This window comes from Mesorhizobium sp. DCY119, assembly GCF_003590645.1.
Lineage (GTDB): Bacteria > Pseudomonadota > Alphaproteobacteria > Rhizobiales > Rhizobiaceae > Mesorhizobium_M.
On the sequence record NZ_CP031834.1, the window covers coordinates 3,562,160 to 3,579,985 of the forward strand.

Genomic DNA, 17,826 nt, shown 5'->3' on the forward strand with positions numbered 1-17,826 from the left:
ATCCCCCCTACGCCGCCTGCGCCTGAACGATTTCGGCAGAACGGCCCGCCTCGTCGAACACCATCAAATGCCGCGGATCGATGAAGACCTCGATCGTCTGGTCCGGATCGAACACCTGGATGCCATGCGCCAGCATCACCCAATGGACGTCGGCGAAGTCGAGATGGACGAAGCTTTCCGAGCCGGTCACCTCCGTCACCTTCACCTTGGCCGTCACCGACACCGCTTCGCCGTTCGGACGCGCCAGATACAGATGGTGCGGCTGGAAGCCGACCGTGTAGGTGGCGTCGGCAATGCCCTTTAGCTCTGACGGCACGGGCAGGTTGACGCCACCATCGAGCAGGAAGCTCCCTCCGCTCTTGCGCAGCACGATCGTGTTGAGCGGCGGGTCGGAAAAGGTTCTGGCCGTCACCAGGTCGCGCGGCCGGCGGAACACGTCGATGGTCGGGCCCAACTGCGTCACCCTGCCTTGCGACAGCGTCGCCGTATTGCCGCCGAGAAGCAGCGCTTCGGAAGGTTCCGTCGTCGCATAGACGAAGATCGCTCCGGACTCGGCGAATATCCTGGGCAGTTCGGCGCGCAATTCCTCGCGCAGCTTGTAATCGAGATTGGCGAGCGGCTCGTCGAGCAGAACCAGCCCGGCATTTTTCACGATGGCGCGCGCAAGTGCTGTACGTTGTTGCTGGCCGCCGGACAGGTTGAGCGGCGTGCGGTCAAGATAAGGTGCGAGTTTGAGAAGCTCAGCCGCACGGCGAACCTCCTTGTCGATCTTGGCGCTATCGACGCCGGCGACCCGCAACGGCGAGGCGATGTTCTCATAGACGGTCATCGCGGGATAATTGATGAACTGCTGGTATACCATGGCGATCCGGCGTTTCTGCACCGGCACGCCGGTCACGTTCACGCCATCGAACCAGACCGAGCCCGAGGTCGGCACGTCGAGACCCGCCATCAGCCGCATCAGGCTGGTCTTGCCCGAAAGCGTCGGCCCGAGAAGAACGTTGAGGGAGGCGTGATGAAGCGTCAGGTCGACCGCATCGATATGCGTGTCGGCGCCGACAACCTTCGTTACCCCTTTGAGTTCAAGCATAGTCGCCACGCTCCTCCCTGCGGCAGGCCATTTTTCGATCATGTTTGATCTTCGAACATTTTGCAATTCGTTTTCGCTTTTGTTTCGTTAATGGCTCAAATGAATTGCATATCGGTTCAGTTGACGCAGCGTATTGCTATCCCACCGGCGCGCTGGAGACGCGCCGGCTGGCTGAAAACAAGCCGGAAATATGAGAACGCAGACGCCGGGACGACCATTCACGAGCGCCCGAGAAGCTGACGCTGCGTGATCAGGTCGAATCAGCTTCGGTCGGAAATGAAGCCTACTTCAATGCATCACGCCCCTTGAATTAATTGAACGTTCGTTTTATTATCACTTCATCAAGCTGGAAAACGCTATGGCGCGTACGATTGGTTCCGATGGCGGCAGGACGGAAGCTGCAATCCGCGAGGCGTCGATCAGCCTCATGGCCCGCTTTGGCTACGAGGCGGTTTCCATGCGCCAGCTTGCAGCCGAAGTCGGCGTGCAGGCCGCTGCGCTCTACCGCTATTTTCCGACTAAGCAAGACCTGCTCTTCACACTGATGCGCGAGCATATGGATGGGTTGCTTGCGACGTGGGAGGCGGCGCGCCCGGCCAAGGCCGATCCGCGCGCGCGCCTTAACGCGTTCGTGCGCAACCATATCCATTTCCATGTCGCGCGCCGGCACGCCACCCATGTCTCCAACATGGAACTGCGCGCCCTTTCGCGCGATAATCTCACCCAGATTCTGCGCCTGCGCACCGCCTATGAGAAGGAATTGCGCCAGATCCTGCGCGACGGCGCGGAGGCCGGGACCTTCGTGATCGACGACTCCGGACTGACCGCGATCGCCATCATCCAGATGATCACCGGGGTCATCGTCTGGTTCCGCCCGGACGAGCGGCTTTCAGTGGAAGAAGTAGCCGAGACCTATCTCGCAATGACAATGCGCCTGACAGGCGCGGAAAACGCCAGGGAGAACGCCCATGTACACGCACACGCTTGATTTCGGGCACGGCGAGGACATCGATGCGCTGCGCGACATGGTGCGCCGCTTCGCGCAGGACCGCATCGCGCCGATCGCCGCCGAGATCGACCGCAACAACGAATTTCCCGCGCATCTGTGGGCAGAAATGGGTGCGCTCGGCCTCCTCGGCATGACCGCCGACCCGGGTTTCGGCGGCACCGGCATGGGCTATCTCGCGCATGTCGTAGCCATGGAGGAGATTTCCCGCGCATCCGCCTCGGTCGGCCTGTCCTATGGCGCGCATTCCAATCTCTGCGTCAACCAGATCAACCGCTGGGGGACCGCAGCGCAGAAGGAGAAATACCTGCCTGCGCTCTGCTCGGGCGAGAATATCGGCGCGTTGGCCATGTCGGAACCGGGTGCGGGTTCAGATGTCGTGTCGATGCGTCTGCGCGCCGAAAAGCGCAACGACCGCTTCGTACTCAACGGCAACAAGATGTGGATCACCAATGGACCGGATGCCGATACGCTGGTGGTCTATGCCAAGACCGAACCGACAATGGGCTCGCGCGGCATCACAGCCTTCATCATCGAAAGCAAGATGAAGGGTTTTTCCGTTGCTCAGAAGCTGGACAAGCTGGGCATGCGCGGCTCCAATACCGGCGAACTCGTCTTCGAGGATGTCGACGTGCCTTTCGACAACGTGCTCGGACAGGAAGGACGCGGCGTCGAGGTGCTAATGTCGGGGCTGGACTATGAACGAACCGTGCTCGCCGGCGGCCCCCTCGGCCTGATGGCCGCATGTCTGGATGTTGCCGTGCCTTACGTACAGACCAGGCGCCAGTTCGGACAGGCCATCGGCGATTTCCAGCTCGTTCAGGGCAAACTTGCCGACATGTACGCCAACATGAATGCCGCCAAGGCTTACGTCTATGCTGTCGCCTCGGCCTGCGACCGCGGCCAGACGACCCGCAAGGATGCTGCCGGCTGCGTGCTCTTCGCTGCCGAAAAGGCGACGCTGATGGCGCTCGACGCGCTGCAACTGCTTGGCGGCAACGGCTACATCAACGACTATCCAACCGGCCGCCTGCTGCGCGACGCCAAGCTTTACGAGATCGGCGCCGGCACCAGCGAGATTCGACGGTGGCTGATCGGGCGGGAGATTATGGCGGAGGGCGTGTGACAACGCTCCCCGCCAAATCACTGGAAGGCCTTCGGCAAATCCACAGTGGGCTTGGAGACGATCTGGTGCGAATCCTTCCAGAGAAGCTCGCGCTCGCCAGCGGTTCGGATGCTGCGAACAGGCAAGCCCCCCTCCTCGATCAGCCATGCGCAATAACGCGCCCGGCTGATCGCCTCCGCGGCATCCGGATCGAACCAGCAAATACCCCAGATCGAATTGCGCCGCTTGAAATGCCGGCCAATTTGCTTTGGTACCGGCAAGTGCAAGCTGAACCAATCGAACTGATGTTCCAGTTCGTCCAGAATCCAATAAGGACAGCCGTTCCGGTAAAGGTACCAGGACGCCTGAAAAAAGCCGGCCTCCACCCGGCTCGCCGGATGGATGAGCGGCGTCACGAACCGCACATACATGGTGATCGCCACACCGCTTACGCGCGGCGCGTTCCTCTCAAGTTTCGAGATATTCAGGGTGCAGAAATGCCGCCTTCGGCGGCTCTAGGCCTCTGCCGAAGGGAGACTTTTCAGAGGGCGCATATGGATGCGTCTCATTGGTCATCTCCTCGAGGATACGATACGATCCGCCTGGGCGGGGAGCGGGCATCTACACGCTTTCCCTTGCCTGATCAAGATTTTTCATAAAGCAGGTCTTCATGCCCGCCCTAACCTCTTCTATCTCCCCCGCCTCCGACGCCTTCAAAACCAATGCCGGGCGCATGCGGGAGCTTGTGGCCGACATTGCCGAGAAGGCGGCAACCGTCGAGCTGGGCGGCTCGCAGGAAGCGCGGGAGCGCCATGTCTCGCGTGGGAAGCTGCTGCCGCGCCAGCGGCTTGCCCAGCTTGTCGATCCCGGCTCGCCCTTTCTGGAAGTCGGCCAGTTCGCCGCGTGGAACATGTATGACGGCGATATCTCCGCCGCAGGCATGATCGCCGGCATTGGTCGGATCGAAGGCCGCGAGGTGATGATCGTCGTCAACGACGCCACCGTGAAGGGCGGCACCTATTATCCGATCACTGTGAAGAAGCATCTGCGGGCGCAGGAAATTGCCATGCAGAACAATCTGCCTTGCGTCTATCTGGTCGACAGCGGCGGCGCCAACCTGCCCAACCAGGACGAGGTGTTTCCCGACCGCGACCATTTCGGCCGCATCTTTTATAACCAGGCCAATATGTCGGCGGCCGGCATTCCGCAGATCGCCTGCGTCATGGGCTCATGCACGGCGGGCGGCGCTTACGTGCCGGCGATGTCGGACGAGACGATCATGGTGCGCAACCAGGCCACCATCTTTCTCGGCGGGCCGCCGCTGGTGAAGGCTGCCACCGGCGAGGATGTGAGCGCCGAAGACCTTGGCGGCGCAGAGGTCCACACGCGCCAGTCGGGCGTGGCCGACCACTACGCCATGGATGACGAGCACGCGCTGGCGATCACACGGCGCATTGTCAAAAACCTGAATCGGAACAAGAGCGTAAGCCTGAACTTACAGAAACCGATTCAACCGCTTCACGATCCGCATGAGATCTACGGCGTCATTCCCGCCGATATCCGACAGCCCTATGACGTGCGCGAGGTCATCGCCCGCATCGTTGATGGCTCGGAGTTCGACGAGTTCAAGCAGAACTACGGCACGACGCTGGTCACCGGCTTTGCCCATCTTTACGGCATGCCCGTCGGCATCATCGCCAACAATGGCGTGCTGTTTTCGGAAAGCGCACTCAAGGGCGCGCATTTCATCGAACTGTGCTGCCAGCGCAAGATTCCACTGATCTTCCTGCAGAACATCACCGGCTTCATGGTCGGTCGCAAATACGAGGCCGGCGGCATCGCCAAGGACGGCGCCAAGCTGGTGACGGCGGTAGCCACCGCGCAGGTGCCGAAAGTGACGATGATCATCGGCGGCTCGTTCGGCGCCGGCAACTACGGCATGTGCGGCCGCGCCTATTCGCCCCGCTTCCTGTGGATGTGGCCGAACGCACGCATATCGGTGATGGGCGGCGAGCAGGCTGCAACCGTGCTTGCCATGGTCAAGCGCGAGGGCATCGAGCGCAAGGGCGGCGAATGGACCGCTGAGGAAGAAGCGAAATTCCGCAAGCCGATCCTGATGAAATACGAGCATGAGGGCCAGCCGCTCTATTCGTCGGCGCGCCTGTGGGACGACGGCATCATCGACCCGGCGAAATCGCGCGAGGTGCTGGCGCTGAGCTTGAGTGCTGCGCTGAACGCGCCGGTGGCGGAGACGAAATTCGGCGTGTTCAGGATGTGACAACAGACTCACGCGCCGCAGTAGCAACACGATCAACCAAACCGCGAGACACCATGTCCCTTTCTCTCTACGACATTTCGATACCCGTCTTCATCACGGCGCTTAGGAACCTGTCGCACAATCTGCATAAAGGCGAAGCTTACGCCGCCGAGCAGGGAATAGCAGAAGAAGAGCTGACCACCGCCCGGCTCTTTCCCGACATGCTGCCGCTGACCGGCCAGATACAGCGAGCTTCGGACACGGCCCGTTTCGTGGCAGTACGCGTAGGCCAGACCGAGCCGCGCCCGATGGCGGATAATGAGGTTTCCCTTGCCGATCTTCAGGCCCGCATTGCGGCCACGATCGACTATCTGAGTGCTGTCGCACCCGACAGCATGGATGGCCGCGAGACCTCCGCTGTAAGTTTCAAGGCCGGACCACGGACGCTGAACTTCACCGGAACGAGCTACATTCTCGGCTTTGCGCTGCCGAACTTCTATTTCCACGTAACGACGGCCTACGCCATTCTTCGGCACAAGGGCGTCCCGCTCGGCAAGACAGACTTTCTTGCCGGCGCAAGCCCCCGTTCGTAGAGAGACGCCGGCTCCGAGGAACCGCCATGTTCACCAAAATCCTGATTGCCAACCGCGGCGAGATCGCGTGCCGGGTCATCCGCACGGCGCGGCGCATGGGTATTGCCACCGTGGCGGTCTATTCCGACGCCGACGCGAAATCGCTTCATGTCGCCATGGCTGATGAGGCTGTACATATCGGCCCCTCGCCCGTCGGTGAAAGCTATCTGCGCGGCGAAAAGATCATCGCTGCCGCCAAGGCGACCGGTGCCGAGGCAATTCACCCCGGCTACGGCTTTCTTTCGGAGAACCCGGCTTTCGTCGATCAGGTGACTGAAGCCGGCCTCGTCTTCATCGGCCCTTCAGCGGCGTCGATCCGCGCCATGGGGCTGAAGGACGCCGCCAAGCGGCTGATGGAAAAGGCCGGCGTGCCGGTCGTTCCGGGCTATCACGGCGAAGCGCAGGAAATCGTCATTCTCGCCTCCAAGGCGCGCGAGATCGGCTATCCCGTCTTGATCAAGGCGCGCGCCGGTGGCGGCGGCAAGGGCATGCGCAAGGTCGAGCGTCCGGAGGATTTTCCCGAGGCACTTTCAAGCGCGCGGCGCGAGGCCAAGGCGGCGTTTGGCGACGACCGGGTGCTGGTGGAAAAATATGTCGACAAGCCGCGCCATATCGAGGTGCAGGTGTTCGGCGACAATCACGGCCATGCCGTGCATCTGTTCGAGCGCGACTGTTCCGCCCAGCGCCGCCACCAGAAAGTCATCGAGGAGGCCCCTGCCCCCGGCATGACCGCCGAGATGCGCAAGGCGATGACCGACGCGGCGGTGAAGGCGGCGAAGGCCATAAGCTATTCGGGCGCCGGCACGATCGAGTTCATCGTCGATGCCTCGCAAGGCCTGAAGCCCGACCGCTTCTGGTTCATGGAGATGAATACGCGCCTGCAGGTCGAGCATCCGGTGACGGAGATGATCACCGGCGTCGATCTGGTCGAGTGGCAGTTGCGGGTCGCGGCCGGCGAAAAGCTGCCGAAGACTCAATCCGAGATCAAGCTCGACGGCCATGCCTTCGAGGCGCGCATCTATGCCGAAGACCCCGCGAAGGGATTTCTGCCGGCCATCGGCACGCTGCACCGTCTCGGCTTCCCGGCCGCGGCTCCAGCAGGCGCCACCATGCGCGTCGAGACCGGCGTGCGCGAAGGCGATGCGATCTCGCCCTTCTACGATCCGATGATCGCCAAACTGGTGGTTCATGCCACTGACCGGAAAGCGTCACTCGATGCGCTGGGCGAGACGCTGAAGGCGACGGAAATTGCAGGCTCGGTCACCAATGTCGCGTTTCTCGCGGCGCTGGCTGCTGATGCGGATTTTGCCAGCGGCGATGTCGATACCGGGTTGATCGATCGCAAGCAGGCGGCATTGACGGTAACCGCCGTGCCGAATGAACGCACGATCGCGCTGGCAGCATTCGCTGCATCCGGCATGGGCGAGCAGCAGCCGACCGACGATCCGTGGTCGGCGCTCGCCGGTTATTCGCATTTTCATCCGATTGCGCGGCGGACGACGCTTCGGTTTGGCGAGGAGGAGTTCGCGGCGAGTGTTGTCGTGAAGCAGGATGGGCGGCTCGAAGTTATGATCGACAGCGCTGCCCCTCATCCGCCTGCCGGCACCTTCTCCCCGTATAGTGACGGGGAGAAGAAGGCTGGCCGCAACGTTGCCGTCTCTTCCTTCTCCCCGTTCACGGGGGTCCGAAGGACGGGTCGAGACCCGTGGCTAGGCCCCGGTCGGTGGCCCGAAGGGTCGGATGAAGGGCAGCGCCAAGTCTCCAATTTCACTCGCTGGCCTGGCCACGTCACCGTGTTCGAAGGCGGTCACGCCTTCACCTTCGTCGTTCCCGATCCCTTCGCTCACGCAGCGGATGCCGGCAGCAGCGGTTCCATGCGCGCGCCGATGCCCGGTCTGGTCAAGCTAGTCCGGGCGATGAAGGGCGATGCGGTGATCAAGGGGCAGCCGCTGCTCATCCTGGAAGCCATGAAGATGGAGCACACCATCGCCGCCCCGCATGACGGCGTCATCGCAGAGATTGCAGAGGAAGGCTCGCAGGTGACGGACGGAACAGTGCTGGTGCGGTTTCAGGAAGAGGTGAGCGCTTAGAGCTTTCCCGATCAGTCGCTGAATGGACCGCATCAGAACGAGGCATCATGCTTGTAGAATTTACTGACGAGCAGAAGCAAAAAATTGCGAGATCAATAGTTGGCCTAAGCATGCAGGCTGGAGATGAAACCTCATCATCAACTCTGGCGCCACACTGGAAACTTCTAAAGATCTTCGTTTCTGACGAGTTCTCAAAAGAGTCAGAGAGCTATCCAATTGAATTTCATTTCATTTTACGAGTTAGCGGATCTTTGTGGCATTGGGAAAAGAGTGGACCTGATAATTTACGGGTTTCTGCAAAGAATCGGGACGCGACAATAGATATTTTTGTTCCGCTAGATGTCAGCAGAGATGGCGACCACAGCCGCATAAAGTCCTTCCTTTCGACGGTCTTGATTGATGGATTCAGACAAATGCTCGACAGGGCAGCCAAGAAGAAAATGATCGATAATGTCGATACTCTCCTCACCAGATTTGTTCGCTCAATTGATAATTATCGGCAGGCGGAAATAGCATAAGGCGTTCTTCCGCCGCGTAGCTTACGTAAGCTCCAAATGAAAATGGCCGGGACAAGCCCGGCCATCGACGCGTTTGTTAGTGCAGCTTACTGCGCGATCGGCGCGTACTTCCCGTCGTGCCACTGGTTGATGTCGTAGCTGGCGTTCTTGAGATCGCCCTTTTCGTCGAAGGTGACGTCGCCAACCACGGTCTGGATCGGCTGGCCGTTCTTCAGCGCCTCGGCAACCTTCATCGGGTCGTCGCTGCCGGCACGCTCGATGCCCTGCGCGAACGCCTGGATGGTGGCGTAGGAGAACAGGGTGAAGCCTTCCGGCACGAAGCCGCCGGCCTTGATCTTCTCGACGGCTTCCTTGGCTTCGGGCTTCGCCTGCGGGTCGGACGGGAAGACGAACATCGTGCCTTCACCGGCCGGGCCGGCGATCTGCCAGAATTCCGGCGAGGCGATCGAGTCAGGCATGATCAGCTGGAACTTGAAGCCCTGCTCGGCCGACTGGCGCAGCATCAGGCCGGCTTCGGGGTGATAGCCGCCGAAATAGACCACGTCTGCCTTCATTTCCTTCATCTTGGTCACCAGCGCCGAGTAATCCTTCTCGCCGGCGTTGATGCCTTCATACATGACCTCCTTGAGGCCACCTTCGTTCATGGTCGCCTTGACGGCATCCGCCACGCCCTGACCATAGGCGCTCTTGTCGTGCAGGATGACGACGTTCTTGCCGGCGTATTTCTTGGCGATCCACGGGCCGATGAAAGCGCCCTGCGCATCGTCACGCGTGTAGAGACGCATGATCGTCGGCCAGCCCTTCGCAGCCGCGTCGTCGGTCAGCACCGGGTTGGACGAAGCCGGGCTCATCATCAGCGCGCCGCTTTCGGCATAGACGGCCGATGCCGGAATGCTGGAGCCAGAGCAGGCATGGCCATCGATGAACATGATGCTGTTGGCAACGATGCGGTTTGCAACCGACACGGCTTGCTTCGGATCACAGACGTCGTCCTCGACCGAGATCTTGATCTGGCGGCCCATGACGCCGCCCTTCTCGTTGATCGCCTTGGCGGCAGCTTCGGCGCCCTGACGGAACTGGTCGCCGATATTGGCAAGCTGGCCGGTCATCGGACCGACGACAGCAAATGTGATGTCATCGGCGTAAGCAGACGCTGACATCATGAGGCCGGCAAAGACCGCGCCCAGAAGTGTTTTCTTGATCATTTTCGTTTCCTCCGCAGCGTCGCCCTCGACGCCGAAAGTGATCCTGATATCGCAGGCACATGGCAAAGGCCACTCGCCAGATCGGCGATCCGGCAAGGCCAGCGGAAAAGATCGTGGAAAAATGAAAAAGCCGCGCCGGTGTGTTTCCACCGGTCACGGCTTTTGCTGGTTTCGCATTGCGGTCCCTGTTTACCGCAAAACGCTGAGTCGCCCGTTTTCGACATGCGCGGCTGGCCCGCCTCCAAGCTGCCGCATTCTTTCTATTGAGACCCAGCCGTCTGCGCGGCTTGAGCCTTTTAATTCAAATCCTGGCCTGCACGATCAGTGCATGGTCATCCATTCGCGCGCTTCGCGCAGTGCCCTGGCGATTTCGAGCTTCGACATCGAAGCCGAAAGTTCGGAGCGCAGTTCCGCGGCGCGGGCCGAGCCCTTGATCGCGGCGATGTTGAACCATTTGTGGGCGGCGATGGTATCGACTTCACAGTCGCGGCCGGTCGCATACATCATGCCCAGTTCAAAAAGGATATCGGCCTGGGCGGTTGTTCCCATCGTGCCGAACCCGGCTTCAAGCATTTCAAAACGTGCCATTTCGAAGGTCCCTGTCCGTTGCTGGAAAGCCGCCTCTTTTGTCGTCCTGGGCTGCTCTTCCGATGCTTCGAAGAATGAACCTGAGCCTTGAATCCGTCGTTAAATCACGTGCTTAATTTGGCGCAAACAAAGTTCAAACAAGAGGTAAACGCCTGAATTTGTTAAGGATAGGGATGCGGGGATTCCGGGCTTTCTCAGAAAATTTGAAGAAAATGCATGCGGTGGAAGGAAACCCTTCCGTAACCACGAAAACCGGTCGCATGAGAGCCGAACATGAAAATCGGCCGGCTGCGGACCGTTTGCCTCTGCAAAAAACCTGCTTTCCTTCCGCAAGGACACCGCTTTTGTTTTTCCGGCGACTGGATTAGCTTACGTTTGCGTAAACGGCGGAATGGCGGGAGAGAGCAGGCCGGACCGATAGACGCTCAAAAAGGGAGGACATCGATGTTTCGTAAGATGAGCATGGCAATTGCGGCGACGCTTTTGATGGCAGGCGCGGCCTATGCCGATCCGATCGAAGGCAACTGGAAGACCAAGAGCGGCGAGACCGCTGCGATTGCCAGTTGCGGCGGCGGCTTCTGTATCACGTTGAAGACAGGCAAATATGCCGGCAAGTCGATTGGCAAGATGAGCGCCAGCGGCAGCAATCAATATAGCGGCTCGATCACCGACCCGGCTGACGACAAGACCTATTCCGGGTCAGGAACGCTTTCGGGCGCGAAGCTCAATATGACCGGCTGCGCGCTCAAGATTTTCTGCAAGACCCAGGTCTGGTCGAAGCTTTAGTTTTTCCAAAGCTCAGCACACCGGCGAAGGAAGCACCCTGCGCCGGTGTGCTGAAAACTTCAGGCGCGGGCCTTTTGCCCGAACAAAACTTTCTGGGCTTCCTTGTCGTCGGCGAGATTGCGCCGGTGATCTTCACCGACAGTTATCGCCTTCTGGACAGCGGGCCGCGCCAGAATGGCATCGAACCAGCGCTTCAGGTTCGGGAAATCCTCGATCTCCTGGCCCTGGTTCTTATAGGGCCGCACCCATCCGATGCTGGCCATATCAGCGATCGAGTAATCGCCGGCTAGAAATTCACGGTCGGCAAGGCGCTTGTTCATCACGCCATAAAGGCGGTTCACCTCATTCGTATAGCGGTCGATGCCGTACTGGATCTTCTCCGGTGCATATTGCCGGAAATGGTGGGCCTGCCCGGCCATCGGTCCAAGGCCGCCCATCTGCCAGAACAGCCACTGATCGACCTCGACGCGCAGGCGTTCGTCGGCAGGGTAGAACTTGCCGAACTTGCGGCCGAGATATTGCAGGATCGCACCGGATTCGAAAACGGAGATCGGCTCGCCACCGGGTCCCTCGGGATCGACGATGGCCGGCATGCGGTTGTTGGGCGCGATTTTCAGGAATGACGGCTCGAACTGCTCGCCCTTGCCGATATTCACATATTTGACCGTGTAGGGAACGCCGAGTTCCTCAAGCATGATCGTGATCTTCCAGCCGTTCGGTGTCGGCCAATAGTGGAGTTCGATCGGCTTGGTCTGCGTCGTCATGGGAGGGTTCTCCGTTTCGGGAATGCTCTCAGCACATAGGCAGGCGGCGGCGAAACACAAGCCAACAAACCGAACACGTCGATTAATAAAATTGAACCGAAGATGAACGGCCGTCTCAGAGGTCGTTCAGCCGCGTTCGGGCATTCTCCCCGTCATTGAAGGAGACACCCAATGCTTGCTCGCCGGTTCACCATAGTCTGCCTGCTGATGACCCTGTTCGGAATGACCTTCTCGATACTGGTTGCGCAGGCAAACCGTTCGACGCGCTCCTGGGAACAAGGAATGACCAGGCTCTGCTCGAACGATCCGACCTGCATCACAAGCTTCCGCCCGTAACCGAACACCGGACCAGAAAAGCACCACGTCCATGAACAAGATCGCCGCCACCTCGATGAATACCCTTCGGCTCCTGCCGCGGGCGGCACTTATCCTGGCCATGCTGGCAGCTCCGGTGCTGGCCGTGCCCGCAGCCCGCGGCTCGACCGGCACGACGATCGAAGCACCGGCACACAAGAAGGTCGGCGCGGGGTTCGTCCTGCTGATGAGTCTGCAGCGCGGCTGACCAATAAAAAAGCACCGCTGACCCAGTCGTCCCCCTCCCAAGGTTGGAAGCAAGTCTCTATATTGGGTCATGGAAAAGAGAATCTACCCAGAACCCATTGAATTGATTGCCAGCCCGGAACCTTACGGGCTGCATAGCTTTAACGATGCCAACGAGGCCGTTGCGGCGCTCCAATTTCTTTACAGCCGAAACACCGCATTTTTGCGGGACTCCTTCACCGCCCTTGCAAATGGCGGTGATCTAAACAGGCGATATCGCGCCTTCTATCCCGAAGTCGGGGTAACGATCGCTTCCTACACGCAGGTCGATTCCCGCCAGGCCTACGGCCATATGCCTTTGCCGGGCCACTACGCGACGACCATCACCCGCCCCGACCTGTTCGAAAGCTATCTCCTCGAGCAGCTTGGCATGATCATGCGGAACCATGGCGTGCAGATCACCGTGTCGGAATCGGGAACGCCGATCCCGTTGCATTTTGCTTTCCTCGAAGGCACCCATGTCGACGGATCGATTGCCGACCGCATCAAACGCCCGATCCGCGATCTCTTCGATGTACCGGACCTCGATGGCACCGACGACCATATCGCCAACGGCACTTTCGAGTCCCTACCGGGCGATACGCGCCCGCTCGCGCCCTTCACCGCGCAGCGCATCGACTATTCGCTGCACCGCCTGTCGCACTACACGGCGACGGCGCCGAACCATTTCCAGAATTTCGTGCTCTTCACCAATTACCAATTCTACATCGACGAGTTCTGCGTCTATGCCCGCGACCTGATGGCGAATGGCGGTGGCGGCTACGACGAATTCGTGGAGCCCGGCCATGTCATCACCAAAGCCGGCGAAAACAGGCCGTCCGAGGGCGCGACGCCCCCGCGCATGCCGCAAATGCCGGCCTATCACCTGAAGAAGGCCGGCCATGCCGGCATCACCATGGTCAATATCGGCGTCGGCCCGTCCAACGCCAAGACCATCACCGACCATGTCGCCGTGCTGCGGCCCCATGCCTGGCTGATGCTCGGCCACTGCGCCGGCCTGCGCAACACACAGGCGCTCGGCGACTATGTGCTGGCACATGCCTATGTGCGCGAGGACCACGTGCTCGACGACGACCTTCCGGTCTGGGTTCCCATCCCGCCATTGGCCGAAATCCAGGTGGCGTTGCAGGAAGCGGTCGCCGAGGTAACCGGGCTTTCCGGCTACGAGCTGAAGCGCATCATGCGCACCGGCACAGTCGCGACCATCGACAACCGCAACTGGGAGCTGCGCGACCAGCGCGGCCCGGTTCAGCGGCTGTCGCAGTCGCGGGCGATCGCACTTGATATGGAGTCTGCCACGATCGCGGCGAACGGCTTCCGGTTCCGCGTGCCTTACGGAACGCTGCTCTGCGTTTCCGACAAGCCGCTGCATGGCGAGCTGAAACTTCCCGGCATGGCCAGTGAGTTTTACAAGCGCCAGGTGGCCCAGCATCTCACCATCGGCATCAGGGCGATGGAGAAGCTGGCAGAGATGCCGATGGATCGCCTGCATTCACGCAAGCTTCGCAGTTTCTCGGAGACGGCATTTCAGTAGGAAAATCGAGATCAGAAAGGCCCAAAGCCTCAACGGTCGAAAAAATTGCAATAATCCACCCGGGCGAAGGGCTTCGCCCGATTGCATATCTTGAATGAGCCGCATTCTTGCCGATAAGGACGGGAATGAGCACAAATAACACACGAAACAAGCTGACCACGGGGGCGTTCATCGCCGTCCTCGTGCTTTCGCTACCCCTGATTGCCGGCTTCTTCGGAAGGCTGCACCCGGTTTTCGATTCCTTCGCTCATTTCCGCGTGCACCTTGCCGTGCTGATGGCAATTGCCGCCCTTCCCCTGTTTGCGAGCAGGTATCGGAAGGAAGGTGTGGCAGCATTGCTGCTGGCGGTTGCTGCTTTCACGACGACATCGAATTCCCTCGGCCTCGGCGCGGTCCACGCCGGCAGCTTCCAGCCCAAGAGCGACGAGCAGCCGACCTACAAATTGCTGCAGCTCAACCTCCGCTACAACAACCCGGAACCGAACAAGGTGCTGTCCCTGATCGGACGCCTTCGGCCGGACGTCGTGACGCTGGAGGAGGTCTCCGACATGTGGAAGGAGAAGCTGGCGCTGCTGTCGTCGGCATATCCCTACAGCATCATCTGCCCCTATCCCAACCGCGTCTTCGGCGTCGCGATCCTCTCTAGCCGGCCGATGGCTGACGGTGCCCAGGCGAATTGCTACGAACGCGGCTCGCTGGCCATCGCCCCGGTCAATTTCGGCGGCAAGACGGTGGAGGTAGCGGCACTTCATCTTGGCTGGCCGTGGCCGTTCAAACAGTCACGGCAGATTTCGGCAGTGGCCCAGCCACTGTCGCTGCTTGGTGGCACCGCATTGCTGGCCGGCGATTTCAACGCGACGCCGTGGAGTGCCGCGACCGCACGCGTCGGAAAGCTCGGCGATCTCACTATGGTGCCGTCGGTGGGCCCGACATGGCAATGGTGGCGGCTGCCGGAGTTCCTGCGCTTCAGCGGCTTGCCGATCGATCAGGTTTTTCACAAGGGCGACGTGATCGTGAATTCCGCGCACACGCTGGTGGAAGCAGGCTCAGACCACCTGCCCGTGCTGGTAGAGTTCTCGCTTAAGCCGACGGAAAAAGAACAGGAGACCGTTACCGCGACAGTCTCCGCCGGAAAACCTGTCCTGCCGAACGGTTGACGTCCAGAACCTTAATTCTGCTTGGCGGTCAGCAGCGCAAGCATGCCGTCGACGTTGCCGCCATAGTGGTGTTCTTTGGCATCGAACTGCCGCTGCTTGCCTTCATACGTTGACTCGACACCGCGAACGCGGCGCAGCCGCTCCAGGTTCGACTTCGAGCAATCGGGATCGTTGTCGTTGGCGATACCGGCCACGGCTTTTTCCGCGGCATCGACCATTTCACGCGCTATGCGGCCATGGGTTTCTTCATGCGTGCGCACACTGTCCATGAATTTGGCCCAGCGTTTCTGCAGATCGGGCGACATCCCACCCTTCACCCAGGGATAGCGGTACGTAATGTAAAGCGTTGCGCCTGGGTTCGCCACACGGCATCCGCCGCCTGATTTGTCCCACTTGGTGTTCCAGCGAAGCGAGTAGCGCGTCTGCGCCATGGCGTGCACCATGTAGCCCTTCTTGGGGCCGGTTCGCTTCATGGCTGCAAGCAATTCTTCCCCGGTCTTGCCGGTGATCGTGTAGTTTTCTTTCATGACGACTACGTTCGACCCTGCCGAAGCGGCATTGGTCAGGCCGAGAACGGCGGCAAGCACTGCTACTCCAACACAACGCATGGCTTTGCTCCAGCAAGGAAAGCCGAGCCAAGCACATCGCCAGGGCGATTTCAACAATTTGTGAACCATAACGGCACAATTCATGTTGCGCCGCCCGCACCGCCGTCATTTACAGCGGTTTCCCACAGTCACCGAAATATGACCGTCACATGCTGGTATAAACCGGACCCTCTCCGCCCTGCGGCGGAACCCAGTTGATGTTCTGGTTCGGATCCTTGATGTCGCAGGTTTTGCAGTGGACGCAGTTCTGCGCGTTGATGACGAAGCGCACGTCCTTCGCGGCAGGGTCGGCGGCAGCGTTACCATCCTTATCGACCCATTCGTAGACCCCTGCCGGGCAATAACGCGTCGACGGACCAGCGAAGACGTCATGCTCCGAGCGCTCCTGCAAGGCCATGTCCTTGACCTGGAGATGGACCGGCTGGTCTTCCTCATGGTTGGTGCTGGACAGGAACACGGACGATAGCCGGTCGAAGGTCAGGACGCCGTCCGGCTTGGGATAGGCGATCTTCTTGTGCTTGGCGGCGGGCTCGAGGGTCGCATAATCGGCCTTGCCATGTTTCAGCGTGCCGAAAGGCGAGACGCCGAACAGCGTGTTGAGCCACATGTCCAGACCGCCGATGCCGACGCCAATGATGGTGCCGAACTTCGACCATAGCGGCTTGACGTTGCGAACGCGCTTGAGATCCTTGCCGATGTCGGAGGCGCGCCACTCGTTTTCATAGCCGACGAGTTCGTCATTGGCGCGGCCGGTAGCGATGGCGGCTGCCGCATGTTCGGCAGCCTGGATGCCCGACAGGACCGCATTGTGCGAGCCCTTGATGCGCGGCACGTTGACGAAACCAGCGGCGCAGCCGATCAGCGCGCCACCCGGGAACGAAAGCTTCGGCACCGACTGCCAGCCGCCTTCGGTGATCGCACGCGCGCCATAGGAAATGCGCTTGGCGCCTTCGAACGTGCCGCGGATCGCCGGATGGGTCTTGAAGCGCTGAAATTCCTCGAAAGGCGACAGATAGGGGTTCTTGTAGTTCAGGTGAACGACGAAGCCGACGGCAACCTGATTGTCTTCCAGATGATAGAGGAACGAACCGCCGCCTGTCTTCATGTCGAGCGGCCAGCCGAAGGAGTGCTGCACCAGGCCGGGCTTGTGGTTCTCCGGCTTGACCTGCCACAGTTCCTTGAGGCCGATGCCGTACTTGCCGGGTTCGCGGCCTTCATCGAGCTTGTATTTGGCGATGACCTGCTTGGAAAGCGATCCCCGCGCGCCCTCGCCCAGCAGCACATATTTGCCGAGCAGCGCCATGCCGGGCGCAAAAGCGGGCCCATGCGAGCCATCACGCTCGACGCCCATGTCGCCGGTGATGACACCGGTCACCGCACCGGCATCGTTGTAGGTGAGGCTGGCGGCGGCAAAGCCCGGATAGATCTCTACGCCCAGCGCTTCGGCATGACCGGCCAGCCAGCGGCAGACATTGCCGAGCGAGACGATGTAGTTGCCGTGATTGTTCATCAGCGGCGGCATCAGGAAATTCGGCAGGCGCACCGACCCGGCCGGTCCAAGCACCAGGAAATGATCGTCGGTCACTGCGGTCTTGAAGGGATGGCCCTCTTCCTCGCGCCAGCCTGGCAGCAGGCGGTCGATGCCGATGGGATCGACGACAGCGCCGGAGAGGATATGCGCGCCGACTTCACCGCCCTTTTCGAGAACGACGACGGAAAGCTCTGGATTGACCTGTTTCAACCGTATCGCAGCGGCAAGGCCGGCAGGGCCCGCACCGACGATTACTACGTCGAACTCCATGCTTTCGCGTTCGATCTCGCTCATCCAATCCTCCGCACTGGCTTTTGCCGATCAGGCAATTCTTGCTGGCTTCAGCGTTCCCTTA

18 protein-coding genes are annotated in these 17,826 nt (G+C 60.4%); 11 read left to right on the forward strand and 7 right to left on the reverse strand.

From position 1 onward, the window contains the following. Positions 1–7: 7 nt before the first annotated feature. Positions 8–1,090 (reverse strand): ABC transporter ATP-binding protein, encoded by a 1,083-nt coding sequence (locus DZG07_RS17345; RefSeq protein ID WP_119819033.1) that lies wholly within the window; start codon positions 1,088–1,090, stop codon positions 8–10. 358 nt (positions 1,091–1,448) lie between these two features. Here DZG07_RS17345 and DZG07_RS17350 point away from each other — a divergent pair, with 358 nt between their 5' ends. Beyond that, a complete protein-coding gene (locus DZG07_RS17350) occupies positions 1,449–2,078 on the forward strand; it encodes a TetR/AcrR family transcriptional regulator (protein ID WP_119819036.1) in 630 nt (209 codons plus the stop codon). Next, entirely contained in the window at positions 2,059–3,222 is a 1,164-nt protein-coding gene (locus DZG07_RS17355) for an isovaleryl-CoA dehydrogenase (RefSeq protein ID WP_119819039.1), read from the forward strand. The genes DZG07_RS17350 and DZG07_RS17355 overlap by 20 nt, the downstream gene beginning before the upstream one ends. A 17-nt stretch (positions 3,223–3,239) precedes the next feature. On the opposite strand, the gene DZG07_RS17360 is transcribed toward DZG07_RS17355, so the two are convergent. Beyond that, entirely contained in the window at positions 3,240–3,632 is a 393-nt protein-coding gene (locus tag DZG07_RS17360; RefSeq protein WP_119819042.1) for a hypothetical protein, read from the reverse strand. 239 nt (positions 3,633–3,871) lie between these two features. Here DZG07_RS17360 and DZG07_RS17365 point away from each other — a divergent pair, with 239 nt between their 5' ends. From DZG07_RS17365 to DZG07_RS17380, 4 genes are read left to right on the forward strand one after another with little or no spacing between them, the layout of a single operon-like run. Then, positions 3,872–5,479: a carboxyl transferase domain-containing protein gene (locus tag DZG07_RS17365; RefSeq protein WP_091913938.1), complete on the forward strand. Its 1,608-nt coding sequence runs from the start codon at positions 3,872–3,874 to the stop codon at positions 5,477–5,479. A 53-nt stretch (positions 5,480–5,532) separates the two neighbouring features. After that, complete coding sequence (locus tag DZG07_RS17370; RefSeq protein ID WP_119819045.1) at positions 5,533–6,051, forward strand: DUF1993 domain-containing protein; 519 nt, start codon at positions 5,533–5,535, stop codon at positions 6,049–6,051. Positions 6,052–6,077: 26 nt separating this feature from the next. Then, entirely contained in the window at positions 6,078–8,180 is a 2,103-nt protein-coding gene (locus DZG07_RS17375) for an acetyl/propionyl/methylcrotonyl-CoA carboxylase subunit alpha (protein ID WP_119819049.1), read from the forward strand. Between the two features lie 47 nt (positions 8,181–8,227). Next, a complete protein-coding gene (locus tag DZG07_RS17380; protein ID WP_119819052.1) occupies positions 8,228–8,698 on the forward strand; it encodes a hypothetical protein in 471 nt (156 codons plus the stop codon). Positions 8,699–8,784: 86 nt separating this feature from the next. Here the strand turns inward: DZG07_RS17380 and DZG07_RS17385 are convergent, their stop codons facing one another. Together DZG07_RS17385 and DZG07_RS17390 are read right to left on the reverse strand one after the other, a co-directional pair. Beyond that, positions 8,785–9,903, reverse strand: a complete 1,119-nt coding sequence (locus DZG07_RS17385) for an ABC transporter substrate-binding protein (protein ID WP_091914092.1) — start codon at positions 9,901–9,903, stop codon at positions 8,785–8,787. 321 nt (positions 9,904–10,224) lie between these two features. After that, positions 10,225–10,491: a sel1 repeat family protein gene (locus tag DZG07_RS17390; protein ID WP_091913932.1), complete on the reverse strand. Its 267-nt coding sequence runs from the start codon at positions 10,489–10,491 to the stop codon at positions 10,225–10,227. A gap of 444 nt (positions 10,492–10,935) precedes the next feature. Here DZG07_RS17390 and DZG07_RS17395 point away from each other — a divergent pair, with 444 nt between their 5' ends. Next, a complete protein-coding gene (locus DZG07_RS17395) occupies positions 10,936–11,277 on the forward strand; it encodes a DUF2147 domain-containing protein (RefSeq protein ID WP_119819055.1) in 342 nt (113 codons plus the stop codon). 59 nt (positions 11,278–11,336) lie between these two features. On the opposite strand, the gene DZG07_RS17400 is transcribed toward DZG07_RS17395, so the two are convergent. Beyond that, positions 11,337–12,041 (reverse strand): glutathione S-transferase N-terminal domain-containing protein, encoded by a 705-nt coding sequence (locus DZG07_RS17400; protein WP_119819058.1) that lies wholly within the window; start codon positions 12,039–12,041, stop codon positions 11,337–11,339. A 171-nt stretch (positions 12,042–12,212) separates the two neighbouring features. Between DZG07_RS17400 and DZG07_RS23935 the strand changes: the two genes are divergently transcribed. The 4 genes from DZG07_RS23935 (at position 12,213) to DZG07_RS17415 (ending at position 15,332) form a co-directional block, all read left to right on the forward strand. After that, the gene (locus DZG07_RS23935) at positions 12,213–12,377 is read left to right on the forward strand and encodes a hypothetical protein (RefSeq protein WP_162931644.1); all 165 of its coding nucleotides are present in this window, start codon (positions 12,213–12,215) and stop codon (positions 12,375–12,377) included. Between the two features lie 31 nt (positions 12,378–12,408). Continuing rightward, positions 12,409–12,603: a hypothetical protein gene (locus tag DZG07_RS17405; RefSeq protein WP_091913926.1), complete on the forward strand. Its 195-nt coding sequence runs from the start codon at positions 12,409–12,411 to the stop codon at positions 12,601–12,603. A 69-nt stretch (positions 12,604–12,672) separates the two neighbouring features. Then, entirely contained in the window at positions 12,673–14,175 is a 1,503-nt protein-coding gene (locus DZG07_RS17410) for an AMP nucleosidase (RefSeq protein WP_119819061.1), read from the forward strand. A 125-nt stretch (positions 14,176–14,300) separates the two neighbouring features. Beyond that, a complete protein-coding gene (locus tag DZG07_RS17415) occupies positions 14,301–15,332 on the forward strand; it encodes an endonuclease/exonuclease/phosphatase family protein (RefSeq protein WP_119819064.1) in 1,032 nt (343 codons plus the stop codon). Positions 15,333–15,343: 11 nt separating this feature from the next. On the opposite strand, the gene DZG07_RS17420 is transcribed toward DZG07_RS17415, so the two are convergent. Together DZG07_RS17420 and DZG07_RS17425 are read right to left on the reverse strand one after the other, a co-directional pair. Continuing rightward, positions 15,344–15,940 carry a DUF922 domain-containing protein gene (locus DZG07_RS17420; protein WP_245429506.1) on the reverse strand — a complete coding sequence of 199 codons (597 nt, stop codon included), beginning with the start codon at positions 15,938–15,940 and terminating at the stop codon, positions 15,344–15,346. Positions 15,941–16,085: 145 nt separating this feature from the next. Beyond that, on the reverse strand, positions 16,086–17,765 hold the full coding sequence (locus DZG07_RS17425) for an electron transfer flavoprotein-ubiquinone oxidoreductase (protein ID WP_119819067.1): 1,680 nt from the start codon (positions 17,763–17,765) through the stop codon (positions 16,086–16,088). Between the last annotated feature and the right edge of the window lie 61 nt (positions 17,766–17,826).

What these genes read in the sequence shown, in the direction of transcription:
- DZG07_RS17410 (WP_119819061.1), top strand. Translation starts at nt 12,673, where the DNA reads ATGGAAAAGAGAATCTACCCAGAACCCATTGAATTGATTGCCAGCCCG.
- DZG07_RS17415 (WP_119819064.1), top strand. Translation starts at nt 14,301, where the DNA reads ATGAGCACAAATAACACACGAAACAAGCTGACCACGGGGGCGTTCATC.
- DZG07_RS17365 (WP_091913938.1), top strand. Translation starts at nt 3,872, where the DNA reads ATGCCCGCCCTAACCTCTTCTATCTCCCCCGCCTCCGACGCCTTCAAA.
- DZG07_RS23935 (WP_162931644.1), top strand. Translation starts at nt 12,213, where the DNA reads ATGCTTGCTCGCCGGTTCACCATAGTCTGCCTGCTGATGACCCTGTTC.
- DZG07_RS17345 (WP_119819033.1), bottom strand. Translation starts at nt 1,090, where the DNA reads ATGCTTGAACTCAAAGGGGTAACGAAGGTTGTCGGCGCCGACACGCAT.
- DZG07_RS17355 (WP_119819039.1), top strand. Translation starts at nt 2,059, where the DNA reads ATGTACACGCACACGCTTGATTTCGGGCACGGCGAGGACATCGATGCG.
- DZG07_RS17360 (WP_119819042.1), bottom strand. Translation starts at nt 3,632, where the DNA reads ATGTATGTGCGGTTCGTGACGCCGCTCATCCATCCGGCGAGCCGGGTG.
- DZG07_RS17395 (WP_119819055.1), top strand. Translation starts at nt 10,936, where the DNA reads ATGTTTCGTAAGATGAGCATGGCAATTGCGGCGACGCTTTTGATGGCA.
- DZG07_RS17425 (WP_119819067.1), bottom strand. Translation starts at nt 17,765, where the DNA reads ATGAGCGAGATCGAACGCGAAAGCATGGAGTTCGACGTAGTAATCGTC.
- DZG07_RS17375 (WP_119819049.1), top strand. Translation starts at nt 6,078, where the DNA reads ATGTTCACCAAAATCCTGATTGCCAACCGCGGCGAGATCGCGTGCCGG.
- DZG07_RS17420 (WP_245429506.1), bottom strand. Translation starts at nt 15,940, where the DNA reads ATGCGTTGTGTTGGAGTAGCAGTGCTTGCCGCCGTTCTCGGCCTGACC.
- DZG07_RS17370 (WP_119819045.1), top strand. Translation starts at nt 5,533, where the DNA reads ATGTCCCTTTCTCTCTACGACATTTCGATACCCGTCTTCATCACGGCG.
- DZG07_RS17405 (WP_091913926.1), top strand. Translation starts at nt 12,409, where the DNA reads ATGAACAAGATCGCCGCCACCTCGATGAATACCCTTCGGCTCCTGCCG.
- DZG07_RS17390 (WP_091913932.1), bottom strand. Translation starts at nt 10,491, where the DNA reads ATGGCACGTTTTGAAATGCTTGAAGCCGGGTTCGGCACGATGGGAACA.
- DZG07_RS17400 (WP_119819058.1), bottom strand. Translation starts at nt 12,041, where the DNA reads ATGACGACGCAGACCAAGCCGATCGAACTCCACTATTGGCCGACACCG.
- DZG07_RS17380 (WP_119819052.1), top strand. Translation starts at nt 8,228, where the DNA reads ATGCTTGTAGAATTTACTGACGAGCAGAAGCAAAAAATTGCGAGATCA.
- DZG07_RS17350 (WP_119819036.1), top strand. Translation starts at nt 1,449, where the DNA reads ATGGCGCGTACGATTGGTTCCGATGGCGGCAGGACGGAAGCTGCAATC.
- DZG07_RS17385 (WP_091914092.1), bottom strand. Translation starts at nt 9,903, where the DNA reads ATGATCAAGAAAACACTTCTGGGCGCGGTCTTTGCCGGCCTCATGATG.